Raw genomic sequence first — 16,080 nt, 5'->3', positions numbered from 1 at the left:
CCGGCGACGGACTCAGAAGGGTGGCGGCTCGTCGCTTCCCGGGCGGGGTTCGTGCAGCGGCGGAGGAGCGCTGTCGTAACGCTGCCCGGTCGGTGTGGTGATCGTCAGAGTGCCATCGGAGGCGAGGTGGTAGATCCAGCCGGGTTCGTCTTTCAACCGGTGGTCGCGGCGGCAGAGGTCGATGAGGTCGGTGTCGGTGGTGTGCCCGCCGTGCTGCCACGGCACCGCATGATCGAGATCGCACGCCTGAGCCGGGCGATGGCAGCCGGGTCTTCGGCACTCCCGATCCCGCACCCGCACGAACTCGGCCAAACCCGCGGTCGGTCGGTACCGGTCCCGGCCGAGATCGAGCACTTGCCCGGACAGCGGATCGGTGACGATCCGCCGCAACACACTGTTCCCACCCGTGGCGATCTCCCTGGCCAACGTGGCGGGGATCGTGCCGTGCCCGGCCAGCTCCGCCGGATCCTCATTCAGCCCGAGATAGGTGAACAAATCCATATAGAGAAACACTTCGCTGCGCTCACTCGCCCCGCCCTGGCCGCCGAGCAGGAGATCGAGCGCGACATCCGCCCGCAACTGGTCCAACGTACGAGTCTCGCCACGGGTTCTGAGTGCGCGCGCTTCACGGTCGATCCGCTGATACGCGGCAGCGACCTTCTCCACCGGCCCATCCTCCACCTCGATCGACGCCACCCCCGTCTCACCATGCCGCATCGTGAGGCGGCGGCCTTCACGGTGCTGCTCGGCCCGTTTACCGGCACCCTCAGGGTCGATCGTGTTCGCCGCATGGTTCGCGGCTTTCCGGACCTGATCCGGGTTCTTGTCCCCGATCCGGTTCTCTAGCACGGCGTCGACCGCGCGAGCGTCCTTGTCGGAGAGCCAGGCGGTGGCCGTGGCGACCTTCATCGCGCTGAACCCGGCCAGCTTCCCCTCATCCATCAAGCTCAGCGTGCGGGGCAGGCGGGTGGTCAGCGCGTCGGCGGCGGCGACCAGCGCACCGGCGTGATTGTCCACAAGGGACAACTCAAGCGCGACCTCCTGCGCCATACTCCGCGCACCCTCACGATGACGGTTCAACTGCGCCAACGCCCGAAACCGCACCGCCTCCAAGCGCGCGATCCCCGCCGACGCGGCTTGCGCCAACGCCACGCAATCCTTGTCATCCAAAGAATCCACCACGGAGTTCACCGCGGCCAACACCTCGGGATCGGTGAGACTTTCCAAGAGCGCCACAGGCGCGGAATGAGTATCCACCCCACAAACCTACGACCCACCACCGACAATTCCCGACCCCACGAACAACCAAAGCATCGCCGATTTTCGGCAACAAAACCGGCGGCCCATCACATCTCCCGCCAATGAGTCGCCGCAGGCAAAACCCTAGCTCGCTTGAACCTCACGAAGCCGCGCGTACACCTCCGCAGCCCTCGGCGCACCGAGTTCGTTGAAGATGTTCAACGCGTCACCCCAGCAGGTCTTCGCCCACTCGGTTTCGCCCTTTCTCGCCCAGAGCTGCCCCAAGTGGTCCAGCGCCGCCGCTTCACCATAGCGATCTCCCATGTCGCGACGTAGTTCCAAGGCCCGCTTCAGCTGCCCTGCGGATTCGCCGCTCCGGTCGATCTTCTGGAAGACGAGGGCCAGCCCCACCAGTGTCTCCGCTTCGCCGTAGCGGTAGCCGATCCGATGGCGGATGTCCAAGGCCTGCCGGAGGTTCTCGTAAGCCTGGTCGAATCGGCCCAGCCCATGGTTCGTGAGGCCGAGGAAATGCAGTGTCTGCGCCGCGCCCCATTCGTCACCGAGGAGCCGGAAGACCTCCAGCGCGTCTGTGTGGTGCCCGAGGGCTTCGGCGAACCGGCCCTGCTCGTGGTACGCGATTCCGAGACTGATCAGCGCCTGGCCCTGCCCCCAGGAATCGTCGATCCGCCGCCGGATCGCGAGCGCCGACTCCAAATACGCCAACGCCTCTTCGAACCGGCACAGATCCCGGTGCGCGATGCCCAGTCCGGCCAGCAGGGAAGCCTCGCTGAACTGGTCGGAGCATCGTCTCGCGGCCTCGACGCCCGCTTTGTAGGTGGCGATCCAGTCGGCCCACGGTTTCCGCAAGGTGAAGAACGCCCACAGCGCGAGCGGCAGCCTGCACGCGATCGAGCACCAGTCCGCGGCCAGCGCGGCGTGCACCGACGCGACCAGATTGGCCTGTTCGGCCTCGCACCAGGCGAGTGCTTCCCCGTAGGTGCCGAATTCGAGCTTGCCGGAGACATCCGGGGAGACTTCGAGAGCGACACGTCTTCGCATGGGTGTGAGCACCCGGTCCGCCGAATCGGCGCAGGCGAGATACCACTCGAGCAAACGCCGAGGCGATTCCTCGCGTTCTTCGGCGGACTCCTCCGCGTCGACACGTTCCTTCGCGTACACGCGCAGCAGGTCGTGGAAACGAAATCTGTCGTGATCGACTTCGCTCAGCAGGCATCCCGCGGTGAGCTTGTCGAGCCTGCGCCGGACATCGGCCGCGGGCAAGCCGACAAGCACGGACGCGGTGGCCACGCTGACGGTCGGCCCGGGATGCAGGCCGAGCATCCGGAAGACGCGGGCCGTGGCGGGATCCAAGGCTTGGTACGACCACGAGAACACCGGCCGCAGGGCGGACATTTCGTCGTCACCCGTTTCGAACGCGTCGAGTCTTCGTGCCTCCGACCGGAGTTCCCCGAGAAGATCCGCCAGCCTCAGATACGGATGCGCCGCCACTCGCTCGCCGGCGATCCTCACCGCCAGTGGCAGATGCCCGCACAGATCCGCGAGCTCCCTGATCGCGCCGGGTTCGCCGTCCGCCCGGCGCGCTCCGATCGCCGTCCGGAGCAGGGTCTCCGATTCGGCGGGCATCAGCATGTCCAAGGTGATCCGGCGGGCACCGTTGGTCACGACGAGGCCCGACAGGCTACTGCGGCTCGTCACCAGCACGAAACAGCCGGGCGTGCTGGGCAGCAGCGGGCGCACCGCGTCCGGTGAGGTGACGTTGTCCAGCACGATGACGAACCGGCGATCGTTCAGCAACGAGCGGAAGAGCGCCGACTTCGCCTCCAGGCTTCGCGGGATCTTCTTCCCGGGAACTTCGAGCGCACGCAGGAAACCGGCGAGAACTTCGGGTGGCGTACTGGCCGGACCCGGCGCGTAGCCGTGAAGGTCGCAGTAGAGATCGCCGTCGGGAAAACGCTCGCGCTGCGCGGACGCCCATTGCACGGCCAAGGCGGTCTTCCCCACCCCCGGCGCGCCCGCGATGATCGCGATCGCGTTGGAGCGGCCGTCTCCTCGGTCCGCGATCGCGCTGATTTTCGCCAATTCCGTTTCCCGCCCGACGAACGTCGCGGTCACCGACGGGAGCTGATGCGGGGTCAGCGGAGAACCGTCACCGCGCCCGGGGGACTCGTCGTACCAACGATCCATACCGGGAAATCGCGCCGGGACGGACCGTTGTCGCGAGTTCCCGGGGTTCCCACCTGAATGGCGCAGGTCGAGACGGCAGGGCAAAGACCCTGAACGCGGCCGTTCGGTCTAACTTTCGTCCGTTCTGTACAGACTTTCGTTGACTTCGATCGAAAGTCCTCTTAGGTTCAGCGGCGTCACAGAGGTGCTCCGCCGCCGACCCGAGGAGCAACGATGCTTCCGTTTGTCCGCAAGCGCTTCAACCGGTCCATCGTCGCCTCGTTGGCGCTGGTCACGGCATTGACCGGGCTGACGACAGTCCCGGCCGAAGCGGCCATCCCACCCCAGCAACCCGGTGTCACGCTCCGCACGTACGACCTCCAGCGTGAGCTCACCAAGCTCTGCGCGATCAAATCCGGCCAGACCCCCAACGTCGACAAGTTGATGCCGACGATCAACTGGACCACCACCGCCGACTTCGGTCTGGACGAGCGGTTCGTCTCCGAGGTCATCGGGAACATCAACATCGCCACCGCGGGCCAGTACGAATTCCGGCTCACCAGCGACGACGGCTCCCGGCTCCGGATCGACGGCCAGACGGTGATCAACCACGACGGCCTGCACGGGGCGACCCCGGCCACCGGGTCGGTGCAGTTGAGCACCGGGTATCACGCGTTGCGGATCGACCATTTCGACAACACCAACGATCAGCAGGTCACCCTCGAATGGCGGCCGCCGGGCGCGGCGGATTTCGCGCTCGTGCCGAATTCGGTGCTCAGCACCGACGCCGACGTCGTGCGGGTGACCTCGCCCGGGCGCAAGGAATGCGAAGGCGCCACGGACTCCCCCGGTGATGGCCTGCCGCTCAACGGCGTCCACCCCGGCTTCACGCTGACGAACCTGCGTCCCGAGGGATTCCAGCCGCAGGTCACCGGCATGGACTGGCTCCCGGACGGACGGCTCGCGATCGCCACGTGGGGCGGCTCCGACAAGGTTCTCGGCGAGGTCCACCTGCTGAGCAACGTCAGCGGGAACACCGACCCGAGCAAGGTCCGCACGCAGCGCGTCGCCAGCGGGCTCAAGGAACCGATGGGCGTCAAGTACGTCGACGGCAAGCTGTACGTCTCGGAGAAGACGCGGCTCGTCGAACTGAACGACACCAACGGCGACGGCGTGACCGACGACTACCGCACGGTCGCCACCTGGCCGTTCGGCGGCAACTTCCACGAGTTCGCGTTCGGCCTGCTGTACAAGGACGGCTACTTCTACGCCAACCTTTCCGTCTCCATCAACTACGGCGGCGCCACCACCGACCCGCAGCCCGCGAAGAACCGCGGCACGACGATCAAGGTGAACAAGGCCACCGGCCAGGTCTCCTACATCGCCGGCGGGCTGCGTACACCGCACGGCATCGGCTGGGGACCGGAAGGCGACGTCTTCGTCACCGACAACCAGGGCGGCTGGCTTCCCGCGAACAAGCTCGTCCGGATCAAGCAGGACCGCTTCTTCAACCACTACACCAATCCCGCGGGCCCGTTCGACGCGAAGCCGGTGACCGCGCCCGTTTTGTGGTTGCCCCACAACGAGATCGCGAACTCGCCGAGCAACATGGTCATGCTGCCGACGGGCCCGTTCGCCGGGCAGATGGTGTACGGAGACGTGACCTACGGCGGGCTGCAGCGAGCTTTCCTGGAGAAGGTCAACGGCGAGTACCAGGGTGCGGTCTTCCGCATGACCCAGGGCCTCGAGTCGGGTGTCAGCCGGATCAGCCTCGGCCCCGACGGCGCGATCTACACCGGCGGGATCGACGGCGGCGGGAACTGGGGCCAGCCCGGCAAACTCGCCTACGGCCTCCAGAAGGTGACGCCCAACGGCACGAACGCCTTCGACATCCGGGCGATGCGGGCCGTCGCGGGCGGATTCGAACTGGAGTACACCCAGCCGCTGTCGGCCGGGACCGCGCAGAACCTCGCGGCGAAGTACCAGGCACAGCAGTGGCGCTACCAGCCCACACCGGCCTACGGCGGGCCGAAGATCGACGAGCAGACGTTGTCCGTCACGTCCGCGAGCCTGTCGGCCGACCGCAAGAAGGTCACGCTGCAGGTGGCGGGTCTGAAGGCCGGGCACGTCGTCCACCTGCGCTCGCCGCGTCCGTTCGCGTCGGAGTCCGGTACGGCGCTGTGGAGCACGGAAGCCTGGTACACGCTCAACTCCCTGGTCGGCGGTCCGCCGGCGAGCACGACCTACGAGGCGGAGCGGGCCGCGCTGAGCGGTGGCGCGGGGACGAACACGAACCACGCCGGCTACACGGGCACCGGTTTCGTCGACGGCTACTGGAACCAGGGCGCCGCGACGACGTTCACCGTGAACGCGCCGAAATCCGGTGCCTACAACGCGGCCTTGCGCTACTCGAACGGCCCGGATCCGGCGCCGGGGACCAAATCGGTGACCGTCTACGTCAACGGGATGAAGGTGAAACAGGTCCGGCTCGCGAGCACCGGCAACTGGGACACCTGGAACACCCAGCCCGAGACGCTCGACCTCAAAGCCGGAGCGAACACGATCTCCTATCGCTACGACACGGGCGACGCGGGCAACGTCAACCTCGACAGTCTCACCCTGACCGAGTCCCGGCGCATCACGTTGTTCAAGGGCACCGATCTGAACGCGTGGGAGAAACGCGCGGGCGGCGCGGCGACCTGGCCGGTGTCCGGCGGCGCGATGGAGTCGAACGGCGGGGACATCCGCACGAAGCAGCAGTTCGGCGACTTCCGGCTGCACGTCGAATGGAACGAGCCGAACTATCCGCCGGAGGTCACCGGACAGCAAAGGGGCAACAGCGGCGTCTATCTCCAGGAACGCTACGAACTGCAGGTGCTCGAATCCTTCGGGGACACCACGCTCGCCAACAACGAGGCGGGCGCGATCTACTCGAAGAAGGCGCCTGACCGGAACATGGCGACGGCGCCGGGCACCTGGCAGACCTACGACGTCACCTTCCGTGCCGCCCGGTTCGACGGTGCCGGGAACAAGACCGACAACGCCCGTGTGACCGTGGTGTGGAACGGCGTCGTGGTCCACGACGACGTGGCGATCGACGGCGGTACGGGCGACAGCATCCCGGAAAGCGCGGCACCGGGCGCGATCCGCTTGCAGGACCACGGGGATCCTGGTGAGAACCCGCGGTTCCGCAACATCTGGATCGAGCCCATCGGCTAGTACGCATTGCGCGTGAAGGCCTCCTTCCCTCGGCTGAGCCGAGGGAAGGAGGCCTTCACGGACTTTGTCAGCGGCGGCAGGGGCGGAGGTCCACTCCTCCCGTCGTCTGCCCGGCGGTGACCGGAATCGGCGTGGCGGAAGCGAAATCGGCCGCGTCGCGGTACCAGCAGTCGGCATCGATGTAGTGCTTGATCTTGACGTTCTGCGTGGTGAGACCGTTGACCGTGTACTGCCCGTTCGAATCCGAATTGGTCGCGTCCAGGATGTCGCCGGTGCGCGCGCTGTAGGCGTAGACGTAGCCGAAGGTCGGCTTGCCGTCCTTGTCGAGGATCCGTCCGCTGACCGCGCCGTTCGGCACCAGCGCGGCGTTCTCGGTCACGGTCGCGCCGGACCGCACCCACACCGGACGGGCGGCGAACCGGTCCGCGCCGCCTCCCGACCACTGCCACGCGTAGTCGCCCCGCGAGGACGCGAATTCGAGCGGCCACTTGTACGGCCCGAGGCCCTTGATCGTGTAGACCCCGCCGTCGCGGCTGCAGTTCACGTCGAAGCGGAAGCCGATCCTGGGATCGACCGCGTACGGGTAGACGCAGACGCCGTTCACCGGCGCCCCCGTGGCGCGATCGGTGACCTTGCCGGTGATCGCGCCGGCGGGATCCATCTTGATGTCCGCGGTCGGGACGGCCTTGCCGAGTTCGGCGGTGACCGTGCGGGCCTGCCCGATGTCGCCGGTGCCGCCGTCCGGCCCGGCCCACTGGATGCCGTAGCGCTCGTCGAGCGGCTTGACCAGCAGTTTGTACGCGCCGGGTTCGATCGGCCCGATCACCAGTTTTCCGTTCGCGTCACTGCAGTAGTACTGATAGTCGGCGTCGAGGACACCGACGATCGGAAGGGCGTAGGTGTCGACGCAGATCCGCTCCAGCGGCGCCTTGGTCTTCGCGTCCCGCACGGTGGCCACCACCGACGCGGCGGGTTTCATCGACGCCCGGAAGTCGGTGGTCTGCCCGGGAGCCAGATCGACATGCTGCCAGTTGACCGGGTAATGCGTACCGTCCGGACCCCATACGCTCAGCGTGTAGTAGCCGAACGGCGGCATGTCCTCGTACAGCATGGCTCCGTCGGCGCCCGCGCACTTCCGCAGCTCCGGCGGATGCCCTTGCTCGACCTGCGAGCACGCACCCGCGACGGGCGCTCCGGTCTTCTCGTCCGTCGCGACCACCCGGAGCTTTCCGTACGGCGCCATGGCCTCGTCGACGACAGCGACCTGACCCTCCTCGACCGCGAAGGTGTCCGCGCCCGGGAAGCTCGACTTCTGCCGGATCCATTGCGTGCGATCGCCGTAGGTGACCGCCATCGTGTAGGTGTCCGCCTTGACACCGCTGAACGAATACGTGCCGTCCGCCGCGGTGAGGACCGTCGACCACCACCGCTGGTTCTGGTCGGTGAGGCTCACCGAGGCACCCGCGGCGGGCTTTCCCTCGGCGGTGATCTGCCCGCGGACCGTGGCCGTGCCCTGCCGCAACGAGAAGTCCAGACCGTGCGGCAGGTCCAGCACCTCGGCGGCGAGCGCGCTTCCCCTGTTGTACGCCCAAAGCTCGGCGTACCCGGCGGCGGTCGCGCGGGCCTTGTACTTGCCGGGTGCGACACCCGCGATCTCGTAGCGGCCGTCCGCGCCCGCGCACCCCGAACCCGTTTCCTTCAGGTCGAGATCGAACAGCGTCACACACGCCCCGGCCACCGGCTCACCGGAGTCGGCGGCCTTGACCACCCCGGCCACGATCCCTTCGTCGGCCATCGCCGGACCGGTCGTCAGCAGCGCGACGATCGGGATGGCGGCGGCCAGGAACAACGCTCTCTTCATCGGAAGCTCCCCTCAGTGTCCCGCCAACGATGGCGCCGGGGAGCCGCCCGTGTCTGCGTCATCTGACACAGACACCTAGGCCATGTCGTCCGCCAGGACTTCGCGCGCCACGAGCACGCCACCGACGAAACCGACCGGCATCACGATCAGCGCGGCGAACGGGATCAGGCACAGCAGTGACACGGGAAGCCCCAGCCCGAGGGCGAGCGCGCGGTGCCGTCGCAGCACCAGCCGGCGCTGCTTCAGGCCCATTCCGCGCCGGTAGAACGGCACGGCGATCAGTTCCAGCGCCAGGAACCACGCCGTCACCAGGGCCAGCAGGACCGGCACCACGGTCTGCCCCACCACGGGGATGAAGCCCGCGATCAGCAGCGGGATCGTGAACAGGAGCGAACGCAGCACCAGGGCAAGGCCGTCCTTCAGGCCCATCACCAGCAACCGCCACCCCGACAGGTCCACCGCGCCGGGCACGCCGCCGAGATCGTCCTCGACCTTCTCGGCGATGTGCTCGTAGAACGGCCCGCCGACGGCGAGGGTGATCGCCGTGAAGCCGATCATGGCGATCGCCAGCACCGCGCCGAACACCGCGACGCCGACCGCCACCCGGATCGTCGTCCGCCAGCCCGGCGACCAGTCGTCGGCGAACGGCGTGATCAGCAGCGAGAGATCGTCGATCCAGAACGCCAGCGCGACGATCCCGCCGATCAGCAGCACCGTGGTCAGCAACGCGGGCAGCGCGCCGATCAGCAGCAGTCTCGGCGACCGCGCCAGGATGCCGAGGCCTCGCCCGAACATCCGGATACCCCTGAAAAAGTCCCGCACCGGACATTTCTACCAGTGCGGGCGCCGGCCGGGGTCGAGCAGGTTCTCCGGCGCGTACTGGGCCTTCGCGTCGCCGAAGCGCTCACGCCAGGACGGACATAGGCGATTTTCACCGACGCGAACGCCGGTGTCCCGCTGCGAAATTGGTGGCGTGACGGACACCTTGGCACCGACGGGGCGGGCTCGCGGCACCGTGCTGGCCGCCGCGCCCCTGACCATCATGGCCGCGGCGATCATCGCGCCCAGCTTGCCCGCGATGCGGGAGGACTTCGCGGATACGCCCGGTTCGGGTCTTCTCGTCCGGTTGGCGCTGACCGTGACCTCGCTCGCGATCGCGATCAGCGCGCCCCTCTCCGGGATCGTCGCGGACCGCGTCGGACGCCGCCCGCTGCTCTTGACGGGTCTGGGGCTCTACGCGGTTTCCGGTACGGCCGGGTTCTTCGTGGACGACCTCTACCTGCTGTTGATCACCCGGGCGGCGCTCGGACTGGCCGTCGGCGGGATCATGACCGCGGTCAGCACCCTGATCACCGACTGGTTCACCGGCGGACGCCGTGCCTCCTTCCTCGGTCTGCAGCAGGCTTTCGCGAGCCTGGGCGGCGTCGTCTTCCTGCCGCTGGCCGGACTACTCGCCACCGTGAGCTGGCATGCCCCGTTCTGGATCTACTCGGTCTCGGCGATCGTGGCGGTCTTCGCGATCGTGTCGCTGCGCGAACCGGAACGGAACAGCCCCGCGGTCGGCGAAGGCGGCCGGCTGCCCGCCCGCGTCGTCGGGGTCTACGTCCTGGCGTTCGTGGTGACCCTGGCCTTCTACATGGCCCCGACCCAGTTGCCGTTCCTGTTGGAGGGTTTCGGCAGCGGGCCCGTCGTCGTCGGCGCCGTGGTCGCCGGGAGCACCTTGACCGGCGTCGTCGGCGCGCTGGCCTTCCCGCGGCTGCGCCGGCGCCTGGGCCCCACCGCGATCACCACCGTCAGTGTCGCGCTCATGGGCGCGGGCTGGCTGGTGATCGGGACCGCGGGAACCGTCGCGCAGGTCGTGACGGGACTGCTCGCGGGCGGTGGTCACCGGGATCTTCCTCGGCCAGTTCCTGTCCCCGCTCGTCGTCCAACCCCTCGTCCAAGGCATCGGCATCGCCGAAGCGTTCACCTGGACCGGCATCGCTTTGGGTGCCGGAGCGGCGCTCGCCGCCCTTCTCTCGAACCGGAACAACGGAAAGGAAACACGATGATCTACCACGGCAACCGTTTCACCCTGCGGCCCGACGCCTCGCCGGAGCAGGTCGAAGAGGCCTTGGAGAGCCTCCGGAACCAGGGCCGGGTCATCCCGGCGGTGAAATCCTTCGTCGTCGGCCGCGATTTCGGCGGCGACTACGAATGGGGCGCCGTCTTCGCGATCGAAGACCTCGACGGGTACTGGGAGTACCTCATGCACCCGGCGCACCGGAACACCGACCGGGTCGGGCTCCCGCTGGTCGACCGGTTCGCGTCCTTCGACGTCACCGACGACCCGGATCCGGAGATGGGCGCGAAGATCGCCGAACTGCACCAGCGCCGTTACGACAACGACGCCGAGCTGACCGAGCTGATCTCCGGCCTCGGCGAGTACTCCGGCAGTGCCGCGCCGGGAAAACACGGAGCCTGACCACGGCTTCAGCCACCGTCCGCGAGTGAGCCGCTGCCATCGGGGCCGGTCACGATCACCCGGCTGCTCACCGCGGTGCCGAACGGGATGATCGTGACCTGCCACGTCTTCGGCTCCCCGACGTGGATGGTCGCCTTCGCCCGCTGCACCAGGGCAGGGACCCGGTCGACCGCCAACTCACGGAGGTCGAACCGCGGCACCTGGGCGTCCGTCGGGGCGAAGACCACGGTCAGCCGCCGGTCCTCGACGACCGCGGTGATCACTCGGGAAACATCCGTCGCCAGTGCCAGCGAGTCGATCGCCCGGCGCAGTTCCCCCTCGCCCAGCAGGGATCTGTCGACGTTCACGGTCGCCGATCCCGAGGACGACGTGGTCGTCGACTGGGTTTCCTCCGCCCGGACGGGCGCTTCCGGCGCGAACAGTTCCGCACGGAACAGGTACAGCACGAGCGCCGCCCCGAGGGCGAATCCGAGGACCGCGAGCGCGCCGAACGCGCAACCCTCCGCCGGTTCCCGCACCAGGCTGGACTCCGGGGCGGATTCGATCACCGCCTCGGCCACGCGGCGCTCCCACTCCGGTGACAGCCGCTCGACGACCTCCGCCTTCCACGGCCGGTCCGGCGGGTACCGCACGACGAGGACATCGCCCGCGTGGTAGTCCGGGAGGTCGACCAGGTTGATGCCGTGGGTGATCTTCAACCGGTAGGTCGCCGACCCCTCGGGGGCGACGGTGAGGTCGAAGTAGACCGGGATGTCGCCCGTTTCGGTGCCGCCCGCGCGGAGGCTCTCGATCTTGGCGAGCGCGATCACCGGCGCGATCCTCGCCTCACGAGCACGTCGTGGCGCTCCGGCGAGGTAGAGCAGGATTCCGTAGGCGATGGGGAGTCCGACGCCCGTGATCATCAGTGGCACGTACTCGATGACGATCCCCACGACGAACGCGCACAGGGTCGTCCCGGTGATGATCCCGGTCAGGAATCCGCGGGCGAGGGCGAGCGGCATGGGCGTGGCTCCAGACTTCCGGGGCGGGTGCGGTCAGTCTTCGCCGAGCCGGGCGCTACCGAACCCAGGTTTCAGCTTCCTATTCTGATTAGGCAAGTCCCGAATGGACTATGGTACGGTGGTCGTCATGGCGAGAGCGGGACTGACCACGGAACGGGTGGTCCGGGCGGGTGCGGAGCTCGCCGACGAGATCGGTTTCGAGCACGTGACGCCCACGGAGCTCGCGAAGCGGTGCGGTGTCAAGACGGCGAGCCTGTACTCGCACGTGAGGAACGCCCACGAGCTGAAGACCGAGATCGCCCTGCTGGCCTTGGCCGAACTCGCCGATCTCGCCGCCACCGCGGTGGCGGGCCTGGCGGGCAAGGACGCGCTGATCGCCTTGGCGAACGTCCACCGTGACTACGCGCTCGAACACCCCGGCAGATTCACCGCCGCGAGATTCCGGCTCGCTCCGGAGAAGGCGTCCACCAGCGCCGGCGTCCGGCATGCCGAACTGATGCGGGCGATCCTGCGCGGCTACGACCTGGCCGAGCCGCACCAGACGCACGCCGTCCGGTTGCTGGGCAGCGTGTTCAGCGGCTTCGTGGGCCTGGAGTCCGCCGGAGGCTTCAGCCACAGCACCCCCGGCCCGCAGGAGAGCTGGACCGAGATCCTCGACGCGCTCGACGTTTTGCTGCGCGCTTGGCCCCGAACGAAATGAACGGAAGAATGCTCACCACCCCGATCAGCGCCGACCTCGTCCGCGGTTCGCAGGACCTCGAACACACCGAACGCGGCGTGCTCCCCCACCGGCTGCCCGCCAGGGCCAGGCAGCAGATCCCCGACGGTCAGCTGGCCATGGCGGAAGCGCAGCCGTCCGGGGTGCGACTGGTCTTCCGCAGCACGGCGACGATCGTCGAACTGGACGTCCTGGCCACCAAACGGGTCTTCGCCGGCACGCCGCCCCGACCCGATGGTGTCTACGAGCTGCTCGTCGACGGTCGGCTCGCCGGGCGGGCGAGCGTGACCGAGGGCGACACGATCACCGTCGACCTGGCCACCGGCACCGCGCGACACCAGCCCGGCCCCGTCCGGACACTGCGGTTCGACGGCCTGGCCGGGCACGACAAGAACGTCGAGATCTGGCTGCCGCACAACGAAACGACACAGCTCGTCGCCTTGCGCACCGACGCGTCCGTCCACAGTGTCCAGTCGACCGGTGGCAATACGTGGCTGCACCACGGCAGCTCCATCAGCCAAGGCTCCAACGCGGCGACCCCGACCGGGATCTGGCCCGCCACGGCCGCGGCCATCGCCGGAAAGGAACTGGTCAACCTCGGTTTCGGCGGCAGTGCGCTGCTCGACCCGTTCACCGCCCGCGCGATGCGGGACACGCCGGCCGACTTCATCAGTCTCAAGATCGGGATCAACGTCGTCAACGCGGATCTGATGCGGCTGCGCGCGTTCGGCCCGGCGGTGCACGGTTTCCTCGACACCATCAGGGAAGGCCATCCCACCACGCCGTTGCTGGTCGTCTCGCCGCTCTACTGCCCCATCCACGAGCACACGCCGGGGCCCGGCGAATTCGACCCGGACGCCTTGCGGGAAGGAAAAGTGCGGTTCAGGGCGACCGGTGATCCCGCGGAGACCTCCGCGGGAAAGCTGACCCTCACCGTGATCCGCGACGAACTCGCCCGCATCGTCAAGGAGCGGAGCGATCCGCACCTGCGTTACCTCGACGGCCTCGAGCTGTACGGCGAGGCGGACCATGCCGAGCTGCCGCTGCCCGACCGCCTCCATCCGGACGCGGCCACGCACCGGCTCATCGGGGAACGCTTCGCCCGCCTGGCTTTCGACGCCTCGTGAGTCTCACCGTTTACTGTGCGCGTCAAGCCCGGTAGCACCCGGTGCGGCTACCTATTTTTCTTCCTGTCCAACGAAAGTCGGTATCCGCCACCGGTGCGGCGGCTCACCATGATCGGCACCGGATCACCGGTGCCGGGTCGCCTTGGCCGTGCCCGGCGACCCCACTGTGTCCAGTGCGGCCACCCCTCGCGCTGGATCCTCCCTCGCGAAAGTGAGTCACCGGTATGCGCACAAACCCCTTAGCCCGTACCGCCACCACACTGGTGGCCGCAGCCGCGGCCGTCGGCTTCCTCGCCCCGTCCACGGCCACCGCCACCACCATCGCGGGCTACTCCCCCACGGTGCAGCACGAGGCGATGACGTCCCTCGCCGCCGAAGCCGGGATCAGCCAGGCCGCCGCGGTCGAGTTCCTCCGGACGCAGACGGCCAGTGTCGAAACGCTGCAGAAGGTCACCGCGTCGCTCGGCTCCCGTGCCGCCGACGGGTACCTCGACGACGCCGCCAAACCGGTGGTGAACGTGCTCGACCAGGCCGCAGCCGACCAGGTCACCGCGACCGGCGCGCGGGCCCGCGTGGTCAAGCACTCCACCGCGGCGCTCACGAGCGCGCAGAACGCCCTGCAGGCGCTGCCCACGGTCGCGCACACCTCGATCGGTCTCGACCCCAAGGCCAACCAGGTCGTGCTGACCATCTCCGACGCCGCGAAGGGCGCCGAGGCCCTCGTGAAGGCCGCGGAAGCGCTCGGCGACCGGGTCCGCGTGGAGCGGACCACCGGCGAGATGCACACCGCGATCTACAACGGCGAGGCCATCACCGGCGGCGGCACCCGCTGCTCGGTCGGCTTCAACACCAACCGCGGCGGCCAGAACTACATCCTCGACGCCGGCCACTGCACCCGCGCGGTCTCGCAGTGGAACGTCGGGCCGTCGCAGGGCGCGAGCTTCCCGACCAACGACTACGGCCTGATCCGCAACACCACCGGCAGCGCGCCGGGCGCGGTCACCCTGTGGAACGGCTCCACCCAGCGGATCGCCTCCGCCGGTTCGGCCACCGTCGGGCAGCGGATCAGCAAGAGCGGCAGCACCACCCGGCTCACCTCGGGTTCGGTGCAGCGGCTGAATGTCACGGTGAACTACGCCGAAGGCTCGGTGTACCAGCTGATCCAGACCAGCGCGCTGGTCAACCCCGGCGACTCGGGCGGCTGCCTGTTCTCCGGCAGCGTCGGTCTCGGCATCACTTCCGGCAAGGGCAGCGGCACCTCGTACTTCCAGCCGATCGGCGAGGCGCTGAGCGCCTACAGCGTCACGCTCAACCCGTAAGCCCGTTCCGGGCCCCGGTCACCGCGACCGGGGCCCGGCCGGTGCGTGGAAGTGCTCGACGACGTGGTCGCGGAAGCGTTGTGCCGCGGCCGAAAGATAGGTGTCCTCGCGCCAGGCGACGCTGAGCACGCGACGGCAATCGGGATCGTCGACGTCGAGCCAGACCACCGTCTGGCTGGTCTCGGGCCGCAGTCCGAGCGACGGCACGAGCGCGAGTCCGAGGCCCGCGTCGATGAGCTGGAAGAGCACGGCGGCTTCGTCGCCCTCGCAGACGATGTGGAGTTCGAGCCCGGCCTTCGCGAACAGGCGCTCGACGAGCGCGCGCTGCCAGTAGCCGGGGCGCGTGGTGAGGAACGGCTCGCCTTCGAGGTCCGCCAGGCCGACGTGACCACGCCCGGCGAGCCGGTGCCCGGCAGGAACGCAGAGGAACACCTGTTCGTCGAGCAGCACGCGGCTGCGGAGGTCGTTGCCCGCCAAGGGTTGCGACGAGATGCACAGGTCGACGTCGCCGGCTCGGAGCTTCTCGGCCATACCCTCGGCCGACGCCTGGGACAGCCGGACGTCCACCAGCGGATGCCCGGGCACGAACGTGCGAAGCGGATCGGTGAGGGCGAGCAGGCTTTCGGCCGCGACGGTGACGGTGCCGCGCTCCAGCCCGGCGGCGTCATCGAGCTCTTGACGGGCGTCGTCGAGTTCGGCCAGCGCCCGGTCGACGCGGCGGAGGAACGCGGTGCCGAAGCGGTTGAGCCTGATCCGGCGGCCGTGCCGGTCGAACAGCGGCACACCGAGTTCGTTTTCCAGTCTGGCCAAGGTCCGGCTGAGCGAGGGCTGCGCGACCCGCAGCTTCTCGGCCGCGCGGCCGACGTGTTCGAGCCGGGCGACGGTCTGGAAGTACCGGAGGGCCAGAAGATCCACTGCTGATACCTCACCTGTTATGAACAGATAACC

General features: G+C 68.5%; 11 protein-coding genes and 1 pseudogene. 6 read left to right on the top strand and 6 right to left on the bottom strand.

All coding sequences use genetic code 11. The features are described from left to right. Positions 1–12: 12 nt before the first annotated feature. Complete coding sequence (locus ED92_RS11275; protein WP_037336699.1) at positions 13–1,236, bottom strand: HNH endonuclease signature motif containing protein; 1,224 nt, start codon at positions 1,234–1,236, stop codon at positions 13–15. 147 nt (positions 1,237–1,383) lie between these two features. Beyond that, on the bottom strand, positions 1,384–3,444 hold the full coding sequence (locus ED92_RS11270) for a tetratricopeptide repeat protein (RefSeq protein ID WP_052120474.1): 2,061 nt from the start codon (positions 3,442–3,444) through the stop codon (positions 1,384–1,386). A 213-nt stretch (positions 3,445–3,657) separates the two neighbouring features. Between ED92_RS11270 and ED92_RS11265 the strand changes: the two genes are divergently transcribed. Continuing rightward, positions 3,658–6,642 carry a family 16 glycoside hydrolase gene (locus ED92_RS11265; protein ID WP_037336697.1) on the top strand — a complete coding sequence of 995 codons (2,985 nt, stop codon included), beginning with the start codon at positions 3,658–3,660 and terminating at the stop codon, positions 6,640–6,642. 67 nt (positions 6,643–6,709) lie between these two features. On the opposite strand, the gene ED92_RS11260 is transcribed toward ED92_RS11265, so the two are convergent. Beyond that, on the bottom strand, positions 6,710–8,503 hold the full coding sequence (locus tag ED92_RS11260; RefSeq protein WP_037336695.1) for a carboxypeptidase-like regulatory domain-containing protein: 1,794 nt from the start codon (positions 8,501–8,503) through the stop codon (positions 6,710–6,712). 75 nt (positions 8,504–8,578) lie between these two features. Continuing rightward, positions 8,579–9,325, bottom strand: coding sequence for an EI24 domain-containing protein (locus tag ED92_RS11255; RefSeq protein WP_037336693.1), 747 nt, complete (start codon positions 9,323–9,325; stop codon positions 8,579–8,581). On the opposite strand from ED92_RS11255, the pseudogene ED92_RS11250 reads away from it, so the two are divergent. Further along, positions 9,276–10,322, top strand: a pseudogene (locus tag ED92_RS11250) (MFS transporter); the annotation flags it as partial. The gene ED92_RS11255 and the pseudogene ED92_RS11250 sit on opposite strands and share 50 nt — an antisense overlap. Before the next feature lie 228 nt (positions 10,323–10,550). After that, entirely contained in the window at positions 10,551–10,967 is a 417-nt protein-coding gene (locus ED92_RS11245; RefSeq protein WP_037336691.1) for a Dabb family protein, read from the top strand. Between the two features lie 8 nt (positions 10,968–10,975). Here the strand turns inward: ED92_RS11245 and ED92_RS11240 are convergent, their stop codons facing one another. Then, positions 10,976–11,968, bottom strand: coding sequence for a hypothetical protein (locus tag ED92_RS11240; RefSeq protein WP_037336689.1), 993 nt, complete (start codon positions 11,966–11,968; stop codon positions 10,976–10,978). 127 nt (positions 11,969–12,095) lie between these two features. On the opposite strand from ED92_RS11240, the gene ED92_RS11235 reads away from it, so the two are divergent. The 3 genes from ED92_RS11235 to ED92_RS11225 all read left to right on the top strand — a co-directional run bounded on the left by ED92_RS11235 (position 12,096) and on the right by ED92_RS11225 (position 15,132). Further along, complete coding sequence (locus ED92_RS11235; protein ID WP_037339778.1) at positions 12,096–12,668, top strand: TetR/AcrR family transcriptional regulator; 573 nt, start codon at positions 12,096–12,098, stop codon at positions 12,666–12,668. Between the two features lie 8 nt (positions 12,669–12,676). Next, positions 12,677–13,813: an SGNH/GDSL hydrolase family protein gene (locus ED92_RS11230; protein WP_152610914.1), complete on the top strand. Its 1,137-nt coding sequence runs from the start codon at positions 12,677–12,679 to the stop codon at positions 13,811–13,813. 224 nt (positions 13,814–14,037) lie between these two features. Further along, on the top strand, positions 14,038–15,132 hold the full coding sequence (locus ED92_RS11225) for a S1 family peptidase (RefSeq protein WP_037336686.1): 1,095 nt from the start codon (positions 14,038–14,040) through the stop codon (positions 15,130–15,132). Between the two features lie 18 nt (positions 15,133–15,150). On the opposite strand, the gene ED92_RS11220 is transcribed toward ED92_RS11225, so the two are convergent. Beyond that, entirely contained in the window at positions 15,151–16,047 is an 897-nt protein-coding gene (locus ED92_RS11220; protein WP_037336684.1) for a LysR family transcriptional regulator, read from the bottom strand. Positions 16,048–16,080: the final 33 nt, after the last annotated feature.

Source organism: Amycolatopsis sp. MJM2582 (assembly GCF_000754115.1).
Lineage (GTDB): Bacteria > Actinomycetota > Actinomycetes > Mycobacteriales > Pseudonocardiaceae > Amycolatopsis > Amycolatopsis japonica.
Note: the sequence above shows the minus strand (reverse complement) of the source record. Positions and strands in the feature narration are given on the sequence as shown.

Excerpts from the sequence above, each read along its gene's own strand:
- ED92_RS11270 (WP_052120474.1), bottom strand. The coding sequence starts at position 3,444 with ATGGATCGTTGGTACGACGAGTCCCCCGGGCGCGGTGACGGTTCTCCG.
- ED92_RS11265 (WP_037336697.1), top strand. The coding sequence starts at position 3,658 with ATGCTTCCGTTTGTCCGCAAGCGCTTCAACCGGTCCATCGTCGCCTCG.
- ED92_RS11260 (WP_037336695.1), bottom strand. The coding sequence starts at position 8,503 with ATGAAGAGAGCGTTGTTCCTGGCCGCCGCCATCCCGATCGTCGCGCTG.
- ED92_RS11245 (WP_037336691.1), top strand. The coding sequence starts at position 10,551 with ATGATCTACCACGGCAACCGTTTCACCCTGCGGCCCGACGCCTCGCCG.
- ED92_RS11240 (WP_037336689.1), bottom strand. The coding sequence starts at position 11,968 with ATGCCGCTCGCCCTCGCCCGCGGATTCCTGACCGGGATCATCACCGGG.
- ED92_RS11235 (WP_037339778.1), top strand. The coding sequence starts at position 12,096 with ATGGCGAGAGCGGGACTGACCACGGAACGGGTGGTCCGGGCGGGTGCG.
- ED92_RS11230 (WP_152610914.1), top strand. The coding sequence starts at position 12,677 with ATGCTCACCACCCCGATCAGCGCCGACCTCGTCCGCGGTTCGCAGGAC.
- ED92_RS11225 (WP_037336686.1), top strand. The coding sequence starts at position 14,038 with ATGCGCACAAACCCCTTAGCCCGTACCGCCACCACACTGGTGGCCGCA.